The organism is Hwanghaeella sp. LZ110 (genome assembly GCF_048892525.1).
Classification (GTDB): Bacteria; Pseudomonadota; Alphaproteobacteria; order UBA8366; family Aestuariispiraceae; genus Pacificispira.
The window spans coordinates 462,347-482,265 of sequence record NZ_JBLZHT010000001.1 but is presented as its reverse complement, the minus strand read 5'-3'; the positions used below and the strand labels follow the sequence as shown (position 1 = coordinate 482,265).

Below are 19,919 nucleotides of genomic sequence, written 5' to 3'. Positions count from 1 at the left end.
TGTAACATGCGTTCTGGAACTCTCTCTGGCATCACCAATCCCGCGGGTCCCGAAGATCTGCCGGAAAGGTGGTCATTGTTTCTCTTAGGGTTTCAATCGCGGTCTTGTCCATTTCATGTGCCGCGAGAAACGCCGTCTTAATTTCTTCCAACTGACTTGGGCGATTAACACCAATAACCATCGATGCAATACCCGGTACTGTATCCACAGCAAACAGTGCGGCAGACAATTTTGATATGCCCAGATCAGCACAACACTGACCAAATTTGCTCAAGCACGGCAAAGCAGGCTCAAACAATGCTGGCAAAGCTGCCGGTTCTCTGAGCAAGACGCCTTGCAGGAACACACTGCGTGCAAAAACCACGACGCCCTGAGCAGCCGCGGCGGCAATGATACCGGCGTCAACAAACCGTTGGTCTGCAAGGCTTATCGGTATTTGCAACGCCCCTAAATCTGGTACGGACAAAGCATCTTCTGCTTCTGATAGTGTATAGACAGATGCGCCGAAACAATCAATTTGTCCTGCAGATTGCAGGGCGCGCAGCGTATCTTGTATTTCCGGTCTCATAATATCGGGTGCATGATGGGCAAGGTAATATCGGAACGGGGCCCCGCCCAATGCAGCCTGACTCTCAGCATAGTATTGCCGCAGCGCCTGTGCCCCGGAAACCGCATCCGCAGGAAGCTCTGGAAACTTGGTCGCGATGGCCAGCGGAAGAGTCGTTTTGCCCAGCCAACGGCCGATACGCTCTTCTGAAAGTCCGTAAGTACGGGCCGTATCCACCGCGTTGATGCCCGCTTCCCATGCAGCCGAAAGCAGGTCTTGGGTTTCCACCTCATTGGGCATTGGTGACGTTGGAACCGCACCATAGGGCAACCCCAATTGAACAGCCCCAAGGGTGATCCGGGATACGTCAAATGTGTCGGTCATTGGGCATAACCCTGTGACAGGTCGGACAGTATCGTTTCCACGACAACACTGGACGGATCGCGATCTGGAACCGTCAAAGCACGCGCCCTTTCCCAGCACATCCGGCGTTCCGTTAAGGATGCCGCTGTCTGCAAAGCGACAGATAATTGAGAGACCTCATACACCCCTTGCCCAAAGCCATGTTGTACGCTCCAGGGCCCTTTTGTTAAACCGCCAACAGCACAGAGGCGCACCATATCAGCCTCAAACAACAGATGCACCGCTCCGCCCAGCGGATCCTTTGCGACACGATTTAGATAAATCAAATCCGTGCTGATGGTGGAATAGCAACTGATTACCAAATCACATCCACATAATGGGCCTTCAACCGCCAGCGCCAACGGATCTTCGTGCACGATGGTCCCTGCAGCGTCATTCAGGGCCGCAAGGGTGTTTGCCCGGTCCACCTTGTTCTCTTTCGGGTGCGCACGATAGACAACATGATCGATTACAGGGTCCGCAAGATCGCGAAGCGCAGATACTGCAGCACACAAACTGTTGCGATACCCCGGTTCCTGATTAAGGGGTTGACCAAACAGCACTGCGGTCGTGCCGTGACAGCCCATGGCCTGACGCCATTGTTGCGCCAGCTGTTCAGGGTGAAGGGCGCGATACCGCTCAACCTGGGGCGGCCCAATATCTATGCAGCGTGCCGTCTCTTCACTTTCCAGGAAATCAATGCCGGCGACGAATTGCGTGCGCGCGCGACTATCGAATCCGGGAACAATATAGCCTGGCGGATCCTGAATGCTGTAGCTTGGAATATCACCGGCATGCGCCAACAGCGCCTCGTCTATTCCAATACCTGGCGAGGATAGGCCTGCCAGCAACACATCCGGCTGCACCTTATCCAGAATCTCTCGCGCCTCTGCCAGCAATTCGGCAGCCCCCCCATCATCCCTGTGATTGAGGGGAGCAGATTGTACCTGCACGACATTCAACGACTCTTTTTGAAAAATCTCATAGGCCGGGTTTTGCGCAACAACATGTACGGTAACAGTCGACAATCCAGCCAAGTGCCTGACGACGGGCACCAGGGCGAGAGCAGCACTTGGATCACGGGCAGAAACCAGAATTACCCATGACTTGGCCAAGCCAGCTACCACGCGCTTAATCCCCCGTCGATGGCAAGACATTGGCCCGTGACATAACTGGCCGCATCAGAGGCGAGATAGAGCACGCCGCCCACGATTTCATGACGATTCGCCATTCGACCCATAGGCACACGAGCGCCATAGCGTTGGGCAAAAATGTCATTCTCGCCGGTGAACACGCCGCCGGGGGCAATGCTGTTTACCCGGATATTGTGCTTACTAAGATTGGCGGCCATCCAGCGTGTCATACCAATCACCCCAGCCTTTGCAGCCGAGTAACTAACGGGATTATTGATATTATTGCCGCGATACATAGCGCCTTCATAAATACGTTCATCCGAAGAAAGCAGGCCATAAATCGAGGAAATCTGTATGATGGAACCGCCGCTTCCTTGTGCAATCATCTGGCGCACAGTCTCTCGCGCCATCAGGAACATGCCATCCAGGGTTACGCCCATTTGCCGCCGCCATTCCTCAAGACTGAATGACTCAAAAGGCGCAAAGAACTCTGCCGGATCGGCGACGGGAGCTGCCGCATTATTAATCAGAATATCCACCTTGCCAAAGTGAGAAACAGCCTTCTCCACCACGGCCCGTGCATCCTCCTCAACAGCTACATCGGCACGCTGGAACACAGCCTGGCCTTTGCGGCGCTGGTCAAGGGCCGCAATCAGCTCCTCGCCCCGTGCAACGTCGATATCCGCGATTACAACACGCGCGCCATTCGAAACAAGACCATGCGCGAAACCTTCCCCAAGCGCACCAGCGCCGCCTGTAATGATCGCGACGCGGTCGGTAAGATCAAACAGACGTGCGCTCTCAAATTCTGACCAGCTTGGCTCATTACTCATTTGTCCGTCTCCAATCGCGTCGCCAGAAAAGTTGCAATCATCCAATCCAGCTCTGAATCAATATCCAGAGAACGCTCCTCAGGCATCACAAACACCCGGGTATCGTCTGTGAAAACCGGTGCATCTGGAAAAAATACATCCCGCCTCCATACATAGATAGACGCGTTCATATCATATGTTTTCGGCGCATCCTGCCGCCTCAACACCGCCTCTTTCAAGGGCTTGATCAAGTGGGCTGGACCGTCACCGATCGTTTCAACCATATTGAAATAAGGCGACCGGCGAGACGGGGTGACAGAGAATACATTTTTTGCACCGGTCCTGTTCAAAAGCGCGATGGCCCCCGCGATATCGTCGCTGGTCCTGAACGGAGCCGTGACATCCAGGTCCGTGAAGGTGTCAAAGCGTATGCCCATCTGTTCCTCTGCCTGACGCGCGCAATGGACGATCGCCGGGCTCTTATCAGCCTGATCCGTGGCCAGCTCTGCTGGACGGTCAACCGCCAAATCCGCCCCGGCATCCATCGCCGCCTGCAATATCCCTTGGGAGTCACTGCTGACGGCAATGCCGGTGAACAAGCCGCTGGCACGCGCTTGCCGGACAGTGCGCTCAATCAAGGATATGCCATTCAGGGGCCGAAGGTTTTTGTTGGGCACTCCTTTAGAGCCGCCCCGGGCACATATCGTACAAAGATGTTTGGTCAAACTGTTATCCACTTTTCATGACACCGGTTTTCGGGCAACCCAACCCCAAAAAATCCACTTCCCGCTCTGTCGGGCGGCGATAGATATCCAAAGCCATAGCCCGCCCCGAACAGCAATCAATCATTGCGTGGAGCAGATCAAGATCCAAGGCGCTGGACATTGAAGACTCTGCCCGTGCAATTGCCAGCAGCATCCGCGCGAAGACTAGCTGACCGCCGTGATATCCATCCAGAAATTCACAATCTTCTGCATCAAGCAGCGCAGGGTTCAGAAAATCAAAGTGATGCTGGTTGAGCTTTGTCATAAACTCCTGGAAGGCCCACACAGTAGCAAACCGTTCAGGCGCGTCGCGCATCGCCTTATAGACTGTTGGCGCGACAGGCGGCATCACGGTTATGACGGTGGTCCCGGCCTCCTCTAACCGCCGGATGGACTCGTATATGCGCTTAAGGCGCTCCAGATCAACCTGCTCTCCATCCCAATCCTCAAATGCTTCTGAAAGACTGATGGCGAAACCCACATCCCGGGCGGGAGACCTGCCATAGACCGTTTCTTGATCACTGCGAGAGCCGTCTGGCGCAAATCCGGTCCCTCGGGTGAGGCCGCGGATCCCAAGCACAGGAACATTTCCGTAAAGGGGAGGATCATCGGCCACCAATGTCCTCACGACCTCAGTCAGGGTTAACTTGCCTTCTACCAACCATTTCAATGGTGCCAGTAACGCTTCTGGACTTAAGCGTTGCGGCGGGGCGATATCGGTCGGAGAGACAGCTTCGTATGTCTCTGCATTGAGCCACCAGAAATCCAACATCATGACGACAATTTTCGGCGCGCCTGAAGCCAGAATGTCGTCAACGGCAATCTCTAAATGACGGGTCGAATTGGCCATGCGTCCCAAATTGGTGAAGGGGACACGAAACATTTGCTGCACGGCAGGCAGTGCACGCGACGAGCCAAGCATGACTAATTCAGCAGGACGGTTCAACAAAAGCACCTGCTTATAGGGGTGATCATCACTGTAAATGGCGGTGCCATACAGGGCATTTTGTTCTTCCTGTATCCCGACAATACTTTCAAGGGACCGCAACTCTCCCGAGCGCCACAGAAACAGGGCACTGACCAGTACCGCGAAGAAAAGCAGGACCAAAGGCAGAGCCCAGAACATCAAATAGCGCTTTGCAGCACTGTTTGGCAAAAGGTCAGAATGCATAATACAAAAACTCTCCTGCACTGTTCATATAGTAAAGTGCCAGGATAAAGGTGGCACTGATTCCCAATGCCCAGAGCGGCAAAGGACGCCACCCCGGCAGTGTCGGCCTGTCAGTGCACGGTCCGCCTTCGAACGTGTATCCGATGAATTTTACGCTGTTGGGCAACAACCATACAACAGCCAGTAAACCAGCGAAAACCATGAGCTGGTTTACGCCATGGAACAGGTGCGTATCGACAAATTGTATGTCCAGCCCCGCGACAAGAGGCAACAATGCCCCGAACCTGTCGGCGTAATTCTCTGGTAAGGCGATGCCGTTCAGACCAACCATGCCACGCCAAATCTCCACTGCAGATTCCATGTTTCCGGCGCGGAATGGCACCCAGGCAAAGATCACGAACACAAAAGTCAATAAAATGCTAAATTGGGCGGGAAGCCTGAACCGCGTCAAGCGAGTCCAGGCGCGATTGAGCATAAGTGCGACACCATGAAGTCCCCCCCAAACAACGAAGCTCCACCCAGCCCCGTGCCATAGGCCGCCCAGGAGCATCACAATCATTAGATTCACATATTGTCTTGGCCGACCCTTCTTATTGCCACCAAGGGGGATGTACAGATAGTCCCGAAGAAAAGAAGAAAGCGTGATATGCCAGCGACGCCAAAAATCAGTGATGCTGACAGCTTTATAGGGTGACAAAAAATTGATCGGCAATCTTAAACCAAAAATCAGTCCCAAGCCGATGGCCATGTCAGAATATCCCGAAAAATCGAAATAGATCTGGAACGTGTAAGAGATTGCCCCCGTCCAACTCTCAAGCAAAGGCAGATCAATCCCCTGTGATGCGGCATCAAAGACTGGCGTAGACCACTTGGCGATCTGGTCTGCAAACAAAACTTTCTTCGCAAGACCTAAGGTGAAGATCGTAACGCCCGCCGCAACCAAGGGCGCCTTGTATAAACCTGCAAGGCCGTGTCGCACCTGCTGCATGAAACCACGATGGTGGACGATGGGGCCCGCGATCAGCTGAGGAAAGAAGCTGATAAACAGCAAATACATGGGGAAGGATGACTCTGCCTCGGTCCCGTCATGCACATCAATCAAATATGCGATTTGCTGAAAAGTGAAAAAGGATATGCCGATAGGCAACAGCACATTAAGCAGCGGAAATTCCGTCGCCAGAAGGGAGTTCACACTGGCGAGCAAGAAATCCACATATTTAAAGTAACCAAGCAGACCTAAATTGAAAACAATGCCACCAATCAACAATGACTTCCGACCTGGATCTTTTCGGATGGCGCGATGTTCAAGGGCTCTGGCAATATGGAAGTTAACAATCGCCGAGATCAGGATCAGCGCCAGATATCGCCAATCGTACCAGGCGTAGAATCCAAGAGATGCGATCACGAGAACATAGCATCTGGAAAGTGAACCTGCCCTTTGAAGGGCAGCCAAAACCACCAATAAAACCGGCAAAAAAATCAGAAGAAAGGGATAGCTGGAGAAAATCATGTGTTAAAACATTGCGCGTACATTCTGCCCCACAATCCAATAACTCAATCGCAGCAAATCCTGGAATTTTGTCAGGATACTCCCCGCTTATTCTGGCGTGTATACATAAATGGTGTGGCCTTCGCAAGGCGCTTCAATTAAGGCGCTTCAATTGATGTTGTGACCTGATACGCAGGGGCACTCACGTCCTTCAGGCCACTCGCCTTATGGAGAAACCAGTCGATGGCATAGGTGAAAAACCTTATAAGCAACGCGATGGCGAAAGCTGGGAAGATTGAAATTTCTTAGTCATCATGGCGGATAAACTGACGGTGGAAAGGACCGGCACCTATGGCGAGCCTGGCAATCTTCGAAGGGCGGCAGCCGGAAGACCTATCGACGAGCAGGCTAATCGCCATGACCGACCTGCCGCTCGACTGGGTCGAGCAGCGCCGAGTTCTCGGCTTTGCTTGAGCCAGCAACTTCCCTGCATCATCTCTGCATCACAAAACCGTAAAGACGCACTGACCCTTAGGGCCGCAGAGACGGTTTCAGTAATTCATGTCAAATCTAGCGAGCAAAACGTCTCTAGAGACTCGTGTCGACACGCTCCACTGACACAAGGGTTTGAAAAGACGCTGAAATTCGGCCACCGTCTCCATGATACTCGTACTGCATTGAATTTTCGAGAGAGAATGGCGGAGGGAGGGTCCGCCTAATGACGTTGTAATATAAACAAAATTATCAATTTTTCTGATCTACCCATTTATTTACCCATATTAATAACACTAATAGAAAAGATGAAACTGACTTATGGATTTTCCTAAAAAATTGGCCGGACACTGAATTGGTTGATGCATTATCTTATTTAGTGGTTTTTTGCTTCAATCCAATTAGGCTTTCTGCAGTTACATACAGGCGACCATTGGTTTCAAACTGTATCCATTCAAGACTTCCATTTCCCATATAGTCTCGAACCTTATTGGCTGAAGTCTTAAGCATGCGGGCAGTCTCTGGAACGGAATAAAATACTTTTCCATCTCGAACTATCCGATCATGCTTTGCCATAACAATACACTCCAATCGTCATTTTATAGCCTTATCGACAAAGCCTAGTGTCGTGGCGTTCTCGATCAATGTTCTGACCTTCGCCTTGTCGATGCCAGAAGGAACCTGCGCATCGATCTCTAGCTTTAGTGAGACGTCGCTGCCGGGAAGCGTTGTCAGTTGCTCAATGATCGCTTCTACTATCTGATGAATGTCTCGTGCAGGTCGATCCGGTGAAATCATGACCGTTCCAACAAAGCGTGTGGGCAGCCTCTCCGTTACGCTAGGCATGGGCTCAGGTGTTAATGGATCTGGGTCCACCGGCCGGTCGCCTTCATCACCGGCCCCTGAGGGTGTTGGCTTCGGTCTATGGGCTTCTGCCACTTTTGGTAAGATGATCACGGAATCACTGTCAATGACGACTTGAACGTGACTGGCACCTGATATCACCAAGCCGAGATAGGTCTGCTTCTCTTGGTCCCATCGCTCCGCATAGGCAAACGGACCTGCAAGCATTCCGCCAACTGCTGACTGAACAGTCTTGGCAAGAACCCCTCGGTTTTTGACCCGCGGAAGATATGTATAGCGATTTAGATATTCCCAAAGATCTTTAAGGAATAGGTGCTCCTTGCCGTTCCAGATGTATTTCTGGAGTTCGCGATCAAGCCTTGCTGGCCCCAGTTCAGGTAGCAAGCCCTCATCACTTACCAGCTTCTTGCTAGCTCTCGCCAAAAGCCCATCCTGAGAAGGAACTTTTGCCGAAGTCCATTCCAACTCCGCTTGTGCACTCTCTTGGATGGGGTAGAGGAGATAACACCAGGCTTCTTTTATCCGAGTTTTGAGCGTCTCGTTGGCTTCGCTCAGCTTTGCCTTTGCCAACGCGCTATCGCTTTGCGTCAGATTCAGTCGATCTGTTTCCCGAACGATCTCTGCCCAAGCTAAGGCCGATCTTTGGGTGTCCTTTAAATTGTCGAGTTGGCGGTGTTCTGCCGCAAGGAAGACGAGCATGTTGCGATAGACACGAGGCGTGCTTCCGCGTTGCATCAGAATATCTTTTGCTTCTGTGAGGGCCTCCGACCCATCTCTTCCGGTATGGGAATGAGCAACACCGAGCACGACTGCTCGGACCCCTCCCGCTTCATCAGGTACGTCGGACGAATTACCAGGGGCAACCTGGATAGCGTCAAAATGCCCTCGATCACTGAGACCATTGATGTAGGTACCAAGCGCCTTATCAATTTCCATGAGGACCAGTGCTTCTTCAAACTGCCCGGCACGATCCGCTGCTATGCGATTTAGGCTGGCAGACATCGAGTACCAATAGCGTCCAAGGTCGCTATGCATAAATTTAGCTTGGTTGGTCAATCGGCGCATCGCATCACCAAAAATTGCGGGCCGTTCACCGGGCTGTACCACACCCAGGTTTATCTGCTTGTCATCCAGTCCTTTATTTTCTTGCCCAGCCGTAGGCGCCGTTCCCATGAAAATAGCGCGCGCGACACGGCGGGTTGCAGAATAGCGATTTAGGTTGGGGGCTGCCTGATCAATCTTATAGGGTGTCGACGTTACGCCATCGACGTCACCAGCAATGATCGACTGCCAGCTGACATCAAGATAGTGCAACAATTCGGGTTCAACTCGGGCCGTGCTGATAGCGACACTGCCAGGCATGATCATCACCGACGGATCACTTCCCATCCAAAGTTCGTGAATGACCTGTGCCATTAATCTCAATACGCCACGGGTACGCTGAAACTTCTCCAATGAACCCCAACTCGTATAGAGTTGATCAAATAGTTCTGGATGGATCGGGTACGCTTTTTCCAGTTTCCGGCGGTAATCTTCGTCCGCACAGCCCTGCGGAAAGTCGTTCGTGTTTTCTCGATAAAGTTTAGTGAATTGTTTCAGCGTGTTATCACGATGGTGAAACTTGTCGCCCGAAATCTCCTTGAATAATCGTCGACGAACGATTTCGTAGCTCTCCTCCTGGCTTGCCGGACGCCAAGAGGATTCCACGCGACTGAATGTCTGCTTCAACCGTGCAAGAGCTTCTTGCCCCCCTTCGCCACCAACCTCGATCTGTGAAGCAGGTAATGAAGCCACAAGCAGGGTGCCGGGGCTTGCCTTGACTGCCTCTGTCAAAGCCTGAACAAAAGAAAGGTTTGCATCGAACGTTCCGGATGGGAGTCCATCAACCTTGTAGACTTGCCGAAGATAGGCGACCCATTCATCGATCAGAATCAGGCATGGCGAGAACTTTTTGAACAGAGCTTCTAGCACGTTTGAACCAGGAGCGATTCCGCGCTCGTCATTTTCCGCTAACATGTCGTAGCCGTCAGCACCGCCGAGTTGCCAAGCGAGTTCACCCCACGTCGTGCGGATTTTGCGCCCACCTTCAAGGCTGATAACATCTTGCGGTCCTCGAGAGGTTCCGACCAGGACAGCTCGGCTTACCTTGGTTGGGACCGCAAGCTTGTTGCGTGAAAACAATTGATCTAGGCTTGGTAGATCCTGTACCGCTGCGCCTCCTACCATATGGTAGAGCGCCAACATTGAGTGTGTTTTCCCTCCACCAAAATTCGTCTGTAATTCGACAACTGGATCTCCACCGCTACTCGATAGGCGCTTGGCTGCTCCAATCAGCAGATTACTCAAACCTTCTGTCAGGTAAGTGCGCGCAAAAAACTCCGTCGGGTTCTTATACTCCGATGGCGCACTTCCATTGTGGACCTTAGCAAGATCAGCAGCGAACTCAGCCTGCTGGAACTCCCCGGTTGCAACATCTTGGTGCGGCTCGACGACTTCTCGCCAGGGCACCAAACCAGCAACCGTCTCGACTGTGATGTCGGAGCGTTGCGTTTTCTTTCGTTCCTCGTTTCTTGCAAGCTCCGCGTATTTCGTGCGCAGGATCGTATCGCGCGCCGCACTGATCTTATCTGCCACATCCTTGGCGCTCACCGCTTCAAGCAACCGCCGCATGGTATCCAAAGCGCGCTCGGCGTCGTCATAGGTAAAGTTCTCATTGTGCGAGAGCTTGTTGCGCACATCGAGAAGCTCAGAAACATAAGATCGCTCAGGATGCCCTAACACCATGGCAAAGGCGTCCTTCCAGAAGGCCATCATCACTTGCAGCAGACCCTGCTGGTCCCAGTTCACCTGACCGTCACCATTGGGCCGCAGCCCCCGGACACGTTCGAGGACTTGAACCTGCCAGTGCCCTTTGATTTGTGATTCCAGCCGCTTTTCGACGAAGGGGATCAATCCCTCCGGCAGCAGCTCCATGCCTTCGAATACGTGCTGGCGTGTGCTCTTTGCCATGATCGTCCCCTCAGAAATCCATACGTGTCTGGCCGGTGCCGCGAACATCGACAATCGCGGCGGCCTCTCGGGTCAGGTCCGACCAGTCGGCGATCAGCGCGTTGTAGGCGGTCGCCTCTTTCGCATCATGCCGCTTGTTGGCGCAGATGTCGTAGAGGCAGTAGGCGAGGTCTTTCACCGCCTCGGCCTTGTCGTCGATCTTTCGCAGCAGCAGCGCGGTATTGTACGAGATGCCGTCCTTCTCATGACTGCGCACGAGGTATTGCAGGCATTCCCAGACCGTCAGATGGGTGTCTGTCTGGGGCTCCCACTCGGGGTCAAGCTCGCTTCGTTTCAGGATGCGCACCTTGCCCGCCTGGCTTTCGACGATACCGGCATGCTTGACGCTTTCGACGGCGATACCACGGGCGCGGGCCAGGTTGTCGGCCACGCCATAGTCGCCCTTGCCCATGCCGTTCTGTTCAAACCAGCTGATCGCAAAGCGCGTGTCGGGGTCGAACTCGCCCTGAATACCGCCGAGGTATTCGTCGAGCTCGGCGTTGATGAGCTGAAGTGCGGTCTTTACGCTCATTGGGCTATCGTCGGATTCCAACACCGCTTCGTAGCGAGAGAAGACGCCCATGCCCGGCCCAATAGCCGATTGAGGCATGTCAGCTGGAGCAATGTTGGCGGCTTGAAGCTCTGCAATGGCAGGCGGGAGTTCGCGCTTAAGCGCCCGAATAAATTCGGCGCGGGTAATCACCTCGGCAGTATGTTGCTTCTTCCGACATACTAAGACTACTGAGTTTGCGAGGGCATTTGTTCCTTTTGCAATCAACCTTCCGGGACTTTCCGTTCGGACTGGCCATGTTCCAACCACCGAGAAACCGGCATCAATTATTGCCTGCAGAAAAGTAGCCCAACCCGTAGAACTAATTCCTTCTTTCTCAACTTCACTTTGCTTGAATGCATAGTAAATCGTTGCAGGGAAATCATCTGAGCTACCCTGCGCCATTCGACCGATGGCTGCAGTCATACCTTTTAAGAAAAAAGCCTCTGCTTGGTCGCTTCCGCCATGGCGATAAGTGCTAGCAATTAGCTCTTCTTCCTTCGGTGTGGCTAGGACCCCAAATATCTCTGGATATATTGATTTTAATGCAGGTCGCAGCCAACAAAAAAAGAAATCCGAAAGATCAGCGTAGCCAATATTGTCGTAATAGGGTGGATCTGAGGATATTATGGCTGAGGGCGGAAGCTCAACATCCTCAGCATTTCGCTGCTCTATCCCTCCGCCTGAAGAAGCTGGTAGCTCCGCAATTGTTTTGCTTATCTTGTCAATTGGCGTGAGCCAGTTTCCACCCGAATTTGAGAAGAAGTTTACCTCTGCGTAATCCCAAACCATTGGGATTGCTTGCCGTGCAAACGTTTCACGGAGCGCCCCTCGATCACTCATCCAAGTCGTGATCATCGAACCCAAGTTAGTGATCTTAGAGATTCCAAATGCCAGATAAACACTGAGCGCTTCGGAATAGGCCCTTGCCCCACGGCCACCACTATGGAGCGGCTCTGAATCCGCTACAAAGCCGCTTGCAGCGGCATCTTCTTCTATTTTAAATCGGACTTCGGAAATAAGATCACTAAAAGTTGTAATTCCAACAAGCTGTCTTTTGGAAAAGGCGTCGCCCCATGTCGGCATTCCGTACATTGGAAGGCGATCTACGTCATGTGATGGTGTTGGCACGCGCCCCTCGGGTTTCCACTTTGGATTCGCGCTAGCGGCAATCGCTTCGTGTTCATCAGTAGGTGCGAGATAGGCTCTTCCGCGACGCCCTTCGGCAACTATCGCAATAAGCTGCGAACCCAGATTACCACGTTGTGCTTGATCACGAACATACGAGATATCGATTGCAGCTTTTGACAAGAGGCAGAAAAAGTTACCTCTTCCGACCTTTGTTCCACTTTTTGCGGCATCAATCTGATCTTTAGTTCCACCGGAATGAATCTGAAAGGTAATCGATTTCGCCGATCTGTCCACAACCGGTTCTATCCAATACTCTTTTCCCTTTTTCGCACTGAGTAGAAAGCTGGATGTTATTGGCACTTGAACATCTGAAAACGCAGGATCTGGGCTTGGCACCGTACGCGCCCAGAGCCAGGCAATCACGTTTGCTTTGCCACCTCCATGGTCTTTCGGAAGCTCGACCTGCGGATAGAGATGACCAATACGCTCCCAAGCCTTCTCGCGCATCCATTCGCCGTAGTATTTCACATCCTCCGCAAGCCCTTCGGCATTGCGGTAGTGGTTGCGCTCTTTCAGCCCCGGATGGATTGGTTCCATGTCCTTGAACTTCGGCGGAATCTCGATCATCGCCTTGCCGATCATCACCGCCACCGGGTTCAGGTCCGACCCATAGGCGGGCAGGCCCAGCCGCTGCGCTTCGAGCGGGATCGACCCGCCGCCCGAGAACGGATCATAGACCGGGGGCAGTTCGCCGCCGCAACTGCGCCGGATTTCCGCCCGCGCGCGATCCAGCACTTCCTCGTTGGTCGAGTTCTCCCACTTCACCAGCTCTTCGATGATCTGGAACAACCGCTTGCGCTCAATATCCGCCGCACAATCCTCCAGCGTTGGTTCCGGCGTGTCCGGCACATTGCCATGCGCATCTGCCTTGCTGTCGCCCCACGCCTTGAGACGCTTGGCAAGGTCTGCTTCCGCCTGCGTGCGGATTTTGGGGTCATCCAGCAGCGTATCGGCATAGCCTGACGGATCGTCGACCAACTGTGCAAAGAGCACAGCCCGGCACGCCGCTAACGGCCGCCGCGCCCACCACAGATGCAGGGTGCTGGGGTGCCCATGCCGGATCGATTTTTCCCGCGCAGAGGCCACGTTAATCGCTTCCAGTGGGATCGCCACTTCGATGAGTTTCTTTTTATACGTAGCGGTTGTCATCTTTTTTCTCTTTCTTTCATTCGCGGGGCTGGGCAATCAATAGATCCATTCCCAGACCAACACGAACAAACTCTCGCAGGACTAGCAAGTCAGTTGAAACAGTGCGCACACGGTCATCGATGGAGGCCGAGCCATCAACGGTGCTGCGCCGTGCGTCGACACGCTGGCGGAACTCTCCCTCTGCACTGCGCAACTGCTGTGGTATCAATGGCAACACACCCTTCCGAATTTCGTGCACTGTGTCCTCAAGGGAGCTACCTGTCCTTTGCGTGAATGTTTCACTACCAAGATTCCTTATTGCCTCAAATTTCTGCGCCTTAACCTGCTTCGGTTCTGAGCATCGCCATGCAACACTCATGTTAGTGGCATAGGACACCGAATGTGTTTTATCATCGGGCAATGGTCCAATGTCAGTCGGAGAAAATAAAACAGACTCTACATGTACCTCTGCACGGCCATAAGCCCGATTGAAGCTAGCAGGACCATCGGCCTTAGACGATGTATAGAAAACTGAATTTGGAAATGTTTTTTCCAACTCAATCAGATGAGCGTGCTGATTAGAAAGGTCGCGCCGCATGAGTGGCATCCGAAAGAAGGGAGCAGCTAGCCCAGGAAGCTCAAAAATCTTTATTTCCCGCGCCGTATCGCGAACCATCAGTTCTGGTAATTTGAATTGGAAGAAATACGGAAGCCCAGGGAGATCAACTTTTACGTCATAGCCTAACTGTGCCTCCTGAATCAGGTTAGGAAATACAGGTGCTGTGGTTGGGCCAGCAGAACTGTTGCGAATAAGGTTCTCCGTGAATGCATAGCCATAGGAAAATTCAGTGTAACCTAGCTTCATTGAGTAATGTCCAAACGCTTGAAAATCGATGCGACATTGATCGCCTCCATCAGAATTGAGGCCTCGATCAGTTTTTCATTGATGGTTTTATTCATTCGATGGTTGTTCTTTTCATTCGAGAAGGCCCCAGCCCTCACGGCTGGCGAGTATTACCTCTGTCTCACATGGGATCCGATTACAAGCCGAGAGGCCTTTGGCCGTGCATCCACACGGCATTACAATTGGTATTTTTAAACCGCGCATAGGCTCGGCCTCAGGCTTGGCGAACTTTCTCAGATCATTTTCCTGGTTTTTCTCGAAAGCGTCACGCCAACCAGACGTCCAAGGAACTTCTGAGAACCGTTCAATCAGAGCCAGCGCAAGTTTGGACTCTGCAGTGTATCCTATTGGCTGGTTTTGATTGGTGAGTATCAACTGAACATAACGAACTAGGCTTGGACTCCAAACCCAGCTTTCAATCTCAGCGCGTAGCCACCGGAGCCAGAGGTTTTCATGTGTGGGTGGAACGAGCGTGTCGGGCTGACGTTCTAACCGCAGTTCGGATTGACGCAGGTCGTGCCTGAAACGCCAAGCCGCGGCCAGCAGGTCATGGGCAGGCTGTATGGTACGGTGATCAATTCGTTCTATAGTGCCCCATTCATCATGACTTTTATCATCCAGAAGCATTTTGGCAAAGCGAGCCAAACTATTGCAACTGTCTATAATTGTTCTCACACCTTGGTCATACACGTCATGCTGTTTCCAGGCGACTTCCATATCGTCATCACCCTCGTAATAGGTGCCTACAATCATACTACAACCTTTGTCCATACAGGATAGGATAGCTCAATCAGTCTTATTCTGCGGCTCATAGCTAGTGTGCCTTCTGCAAGCGTACTTTGTAGCAATATGGGCTGGTTTCTTCGACAGACACTGAGTCGCCGGCTTTGGCATTGTTCAGTTCAAAGAATGCCCGGATCCAACCTCGCGCGCGGAAGAACCTCTTCGATCCATCAAGATCCGTCTGGACAGTTTCCCCGCCGCCCCAGTCTAAGGTGACCTCTCGCGCGGCTTTCTCATGACGATTTGATCCACCCACGGCGTCATCTGGAAATAGGTCAAAGAATGAGCGCAGATAAATATGGTGGTTATCAATGTTCCCTTGGGTGATCTCAACCTTCCCAATTTGGGCACTAATCTCGGAGATCCTATGATTTATTGGCGCCTGTTTTGTAGAAAGTTGCTCTTTTAAGAAATTCAATATTGTTCGCTTTGGCTGGAGAATTGCTGGCTGTTCACGGTGACCTATCGTTGCTGCAACCTGCCCCTCCAACTGAACAGCAAGCGACTTCGACACGTCTTCGTCCAACTCAACCCAAGTTACGGCGCCATTCCGATGACGGTAAGGAACAGGAGACGAAAGCCGATGTATGTCAGCTAATTTCCATGGCGTATTCCACATCGCGACTTCACCAGATAAGATTTTATCCTTAGGAATCCGATGTTGTTCGAATGTTGCGATCATCTCTTCCTGAGAAAGAGGCGCACCGGTATCAACCAAACGCGCAACACCAAAGATAGCCCCAGAGCCCTTGCGAATTAGCCCGAACCAACCCCGATGAGAAGCTGAGGTTGAGCGCATCTCCCAAGTCTTGGAACCGTCAAGAATGTAGCCGATCCATGGATCGGCAATTATCAATGCTTTGCAAATATTCAACAGGGTACCTCCGCCCGCTCAAGCAGGCTTTTTAGATTGAACTGTATGGCGCTGTGGCCGAACGGGGGTTCGCGAGAATCAAGAGACCCACGAACGTATCGCGGCTCTCTAGCGAAACCATTCTCAACCTGAACAATGGCCAGGATGAATTTTTCTGGCTCGTGTAGTGATGTAATAACTTCCTGGCGGGTAATCATCACCGTATCCGCGCCATCAATACGGCCTTTAACCTCAATAAAGCGGAGATGGTTCGTCTTGGGATCGTATGATGCAATATCGTAGCCGACCTTCTGCGCAGATACATCTGTTGGTGTATTTCCCAAGGCTATTTCTGCTTTGATAACAGCTTCCATCGCTGCGAGTTCTATCAAACGGCGGGCAATTGGATCTTCTGACAAACCGATGGGGAGCTTGCCTGAAGTATCTGAAGATGGGGCTCGAGCCTCGAGTAGGCCTTTTGGAATTACGACCATACCGCCACGGACGCGCGGCGGTTGGGAAGATATAAATCGCTCCTGTTCCAGCAAACCCATTCGACGCTTCAATCGCTCTGCCAAGTCTTCTGCACGCCGTTGAGCATTTTTCCAGCTAAGGCGGGTCTTCTTACCGCCGCGCTCTTCTTCTTTCAGTTCGAAAGCGCGGGAATCCCAGTAGTTAATCTCTTTCTTCAGACGAGCTCGGACTTCTTGCTCAACTTTTTCAATTTCCGGCAGTCGGCGTGCTTTAACGTCCGTGACGTGGCTCTGAGCAAGTTCAACGGTCGCAAAATAAACGGCTGTCTTCTCTAGATCTGTGCGCAGCCAGTCTTCATCAAGCAAATCTTTGACCAACTCAACTTCGTCCTTTGTCGCTGGTCGAAGATTGAGATGAGGTGCAATGCCGGCGTTGGTCGCTGAGCCATCACGGTCAATAGCCGCGAATTGAAGTCTCTCAGAAATAACATGAGGTTTGCCAATTGCAGTGGTGCGGCCATCCTGAACACAATGCTCCAACAGAAATAGGGCTTCGATCTCCTCACCGCGTGCCGTATCATCAACAAGGATCGCGCCTTGCTTCATCAAATGATCGTAATGCTCGCGGATCAAACTAATCACGGCCTCCAGAAGCGGGTGGCCCGGACAGATGAATGCAGCGACCGGTTGCTGATTTATCAAGCTCTTTTCAAAACATATACGTTCGTATTTTTTTTGAATCGGAGCGCTTGAGCCAATTTGGCGGTCGCGTTCCCGAATGCTTACTGGAACATGCGTGATTTCCCACCGACCATCTTCTCGGCGTTTAATCTGTCCCCCTAGATGCTGAAATGCTTCGACAAAAAAGCTTTGGACGTGGTGTGGCTGGAGTCGTTGCGCTTCAGCCCGTTCCATCTCCAACCGAAGCTCATGAACTTTCGCTTGCGGCATCGTATCGTTCGTAAGAGACCTACGTTCCAACAATCTCAGCAGATGATCTTGGTCGACAGCTCCATCCACCACTTTAAAAAGCCGGGCTTTGACATGATCCTGTTCACCATACTGAATTGCTTCGAATAGCAAGTCTTTGAGGGCCGTCCCCTCAAAGAGTTCTCCCAGAACGTCGTAGACACGACCACCTAACGCTTCCCGTGCAGCTTCAAGTTTTTCCAAGAGGCGCCCATAGACTTCACCTTCGCGAGTATCTGCAGCGACCAGGTTCCATAAGTGACAGACTTCGGTTTGACCAATCCTGTGGATACGACCAAAACGCTGCTCAATCTTGTTAGGGTTCCACGGCAAATCATAGTTGACCATAAGATGGCCGCGCTGAAGATTCACACCCTCTCCTGCTGCATCGTTGGCAATGAGGACCAGCATGTCCCGGTCTTGCATAAAGCGTTCAACAATTTTGCGTCTTTCTTCGCGCGTTACGCCGCCATGGATAACATCAACTGCGTCAGGCTTCCCTAGTCGCGCCCGGACTTTGTCGGCAAGGTAGTGCAGGGTATCTTTAGGCTCCGTGAATATGATGAGCTTCCGACGGTGTCCGTCAGAATCGATCATCAGATCATCATCAAGAATACGATTAAGCTGGATCCATTTTGTATCCTGACCCGATCGCAGCACGCTTAGGGCCATGTTTTCCAACCCCTTTAATGTCTGCACCTCGATTTCTAATTGCTCGACGGTTTCCGCGGTAGTTGCCCCAGTCGAGATGAGTTCCTCGAGTTCATCCACCTCTTCTTGATCAAACTCCTCAATATTGCGCAGCATCTCATCATTGATACTCGGCTCACTAAATGAAGCTTTCCCGCCCTTACTCGCTAGCCTAGCCTCTGCAAGTTCATTCTCAAGCCGTTCACGGCGACGCTTCAATGATTGATAAATCGCAGCCGGCGAAGACGCGAGACGGCGTTGCAATATCTGAAGCGCGAAACCAACATTGTTCCGCTTCTTTCCGTCATGCTCCGCAAATCGTTGGACGCGGTTCATTTCATTTCGAACGTACTCGGTAACGGCGCTGTAGAGGGCCGCTTCTTCGGGCGACAGCTCATATTTAACTGTATAAGCACGCCGTTCCGGGAATAACGGTCGGCCATCAAATCGCAACAATTCCTCTTTGGTCAATCGGCGCATCATGTCTGCAGTGTCCGCATAATGGACACCGTCACGGAAACGCCCCTCGAATCGGTCCCCATCGAGCAGCGCCATAAAGAGTTGGAAGTCTTCCTCTTTGCCGTTGTGGGGCGTCGCAGACATTAGAAGAAAATGCCGACAGGCCTGACCAAGCATTTGCCCTAATTGATATCGCTTTGTGTACTTAACCTCGCCACCAAAATAGCTAGCTGACATCCGGTGAGCCTCGTCACAGATGATCAAGTCCCACTCAGTCGAACTTTTGAGCTTTTGCTGAAGCTCTTCATTTCGAGCCAGAACATCTAGCCGAGCAATCAAATGATTTCTATCATTGAAGGCATTTCCAGATCGAGACGTTTCGATCATATCCCGCGTAAGGATGTCAAACTCCAGACCAAACTTTTCACCCAATTCATCTTGCCATTGTTCGACCAGACTTCCTGGAGCGACCACTAGGCAGCGCTCGAGATCACTGCGGGCGATCAATTCCTTGATCAGAAGCCCTGCCATGATCGTTTTCCCCGCGCCTGGGTCATCCGCCAGCAGAAACCTGAGCGGCTGGCGTGGGAGCATTTCTCCATATACGGCAGATATCTGGTGGGGCAGAGGGTCAACAAGGCTGGTGTGGATAGCGAGATAAGGATCAAAATAATGAGCTAGCTTGATCCGATTAGCCTCTGTTACCAGCCGAACTAGTGCGCCATCCGCATCGAATGTCCAGACCCGTCCTCGCGCCTCAACACCCAAGCGATGTTCATCATCCCTGTAGATAGTGGTCTCTGAGACAGACCCTCCAGGGGCTCTATACACAACGTTGATCGCTTGATCGCCAATCCAAACCACAGAAACGACTTCGACGACTTGGCTAGGAACAACCCCATGAACAATGGCACCGCTTTTAATGTCTTCAAGTGAAGTCATGCCAATGTGTCCTATCTGTTTAGCCAAACGATATGATGATCTTACTGCTTGCGAAAAGATGGATCGGTATTCCGCCCCGGCAGCCGCAATGCGCTATATAACAGGGCTTTTCGAACGGCCTAGTCAGATTAAAATCTGCTTTGCCTGATATGCATTCTCAGCCTAGTTTTTTAGGATGAAAAAGTCCAATCCATTTCGCTGTTTCAAAACATCGCCCGAGATCATTCGACTGGGCGTGATGATGTACATCCGATT

14 protein-coding genes are annotated in these 19,919 nt (G+C 52.0%); 1 reads left to right on the top strand and 13 read right to left on the bottom strand.

The features are described 5' to 3' along the window. Positions 1-31: 31 nt before the first annotated feature. From ACOSDM_RS02035 to ACOSDM_RS02010, 6 genes are read right to left on the bottom strand one after another with little or no spacing between them, the layout of a single operon-like run. Entirely contained in the window at positions 32-931 is a 900-nt protein-coding gene (locus tag ACOSDM_RS02035; protein WP_420722807.1) for an aldo/keto reductase, read from the bottom strand. Continuing rightward, positions 928-2,076 (bottom strand): hypothetical protein, encoded by a 1,149-nt coding sequence (locus tag ACOSDM_RS02030; protein ID WP_420722806.1) that lies wholly within the window; start codon positions 2,074-2,076, stop codon positions 928-930. The genes ACOSDM_RS02035 and ACOSDM_RS02030 overlap by 4 nt, the downstream gene beginning before the upstream one ends. Beyond that, the gene (locus ACOSDM_RS02025) at positions 2,070-2,915 is read right to left on the bottom strand and encodes an SDR family oxidoreductase (RefSeq protein WP_420722805.1); all 846 of its coding nucleotides are present in this window, start codon (positions 2,913-2,915) and stop codon (positions 2,070-2,072) included. The genes ACOSDM_RS02030 and ACOSDM_RS02025 overlap by 7 nt, the downstream gene beginning before the upstream one ends. Further along, positions 2,912-3,619: a cytidylyltransferase domain-containing protein gene (locus tag ACOSDM_RS02020; RefSeq protein ID WP_420722804.1), complete on the bottom strand. Its 708-nt coding sequence runs from the start codon at positions 3,617-3,619 to the stop codon at positions 2,912-2,914. Before ACOSDM_RS02020 ends, ACOSDM_RS02025 begins: the two co-directional genes overlap by 4 nt. 4 nt (positions 3,620-3,623) lie before the next feature. Further along, positions 3,624-4,829: a hypothetical protein gene (locus tag ACOSDM_RS02015; protein ID WP_420722803.1), complete on the bottom strand. Its 1,206-nt coding sequence runs from the start codon at positions 4,827-4,829 to the stop codon at positions 3,624-3,626. Beyond that, positions 4,819-6,339 carry an MBOAT family O-acyltransferase gene (locus tag ACOSDM_RS02010; protein WP_420722802.1) on the bottom strand — a complete coding sequence of 507 codons (1,521 nt, stop codon included), beginning with the start codon at positions 6,337-6,339 and terminating at the stop codon, positions 4,819-4,821. The genes ACOSDM_RS02015 and ACOSDM_RS02010 overlap by 11 nt, the downstream gene beginning before the upstream one ends. 330 nt (positions 6,340-6,669) lie before the next feature. Here ACOSDM_RS02010 and ACOSDM_RS02005 point away from each other — a divergent pair, with 330 nt between their 5' ends. Continuing rightward, the gene (locus ACOSDM_RS02005; RefSeq protein WP_420722801.1) at positions 6,670-6,792 is read left to right on the top strand and encodes a hypothetical protein; all 123 of its coding nucleotides are present in this window, start codon (positions 6,670-6,672) and stop codon (positions 6,790-6,792) included. 390 nt (positions 6,793-7,182) lie between these two features. On the opposite strand, the gene ACOSDM_RS02000 is transcribed toward ACOSDM_RS02005, so the two are convergent. The 7 genes from ACOSDM_RS02000 to ACOSDM_RS01970 form a co-directional block, all read right to left on the bottom strand. Beyond that, positions 7,183-7,386, bottom strand: coding sequence for a hypothetical protein (locus ACOSDM_RS02000; RefSeq protein WP_420722800.1), 204 nt, complete (start codon positions 7,384-7,386; stop codon positions 7,183-7,185). Positions 7,387-7,404: 18 nt separating this feature from the next. Beyond that, positions 7,405-10,683 (bottom strand): DUF499 domain-containing protein, encoded by a 3,279-nt coding sequence (locus ACOSDM_RS01995; RefSeq protein WP_420722799.1) that lies wholly within the window; start codon positions 10,681-10,683, stop codon positions 7,405-7,407. Between the two features lie 10 nt (positions 10,684-10,693). Continuing rightward, the gene (locus ACOSDM_RS01990; RefSeq protein WP_420722798.1) at positions 10,694-13,612 is read right to left on the bottom strand and encodes a DUF1156 domain-containing protein; all 2,919 of its coding nucleotides are present in this window, start codon (positions 13,610-13,612) and stop codon (positions 10,694-10,696) included. A 16-nt stretch (positions 13,613-13,628) separates the two neighbouring features. Beyond that, positions 13,629-14,456, bottom strand: coding sequence for a hypothetical protein (locus tag ACOSDM_RS01985; RefSeq protein ID WP_420722797.1), 828 nt, complete (start codon positions 14,454-14,456; stop codon positions 13,629-13,631). Between the two features lie 111 nt (positions 14,457-14,567). Further along, positions 14,568-15,248: a hypothetical protein gene (locus ACOSDM_RS01980; RefSeq protein WP_420722796.1), complete on the bottom strand. Its 681-nt coding sequence runs from the start codon at positions 15,246-15,248 to the stop codon at positions 14,568-14,570. A gap of 61 nt (positions 15,249-15,309) precedes the next feature. After that, positions 15,310-16,152: a hypothetical protein gene (locus ACOSDM_RS01975; RefSeq protein ID WP_420722795.1), complete on the bottom strand. Its 843-nt coding sequence runs from the start codon at positions 16,150-16,152 to the stop codon at positions 15,310-15,312. Beyond that, a complete protein-coding gene (locus ACOSDM_RS01970) occupies positions 16,149-19,664 on the bottom strand; it encodes a helicase-related protein (protein WP_420722794.1) in 3,516 nt (1,171 codons plus the stop codon). Before ACOSDM_RS01970 ends, ACOSDM_RS01975 begins: the two co-directional genes overlap by 4 nt. Positions 19,665-19,919 lie beyond the last annotated feature (255 nt).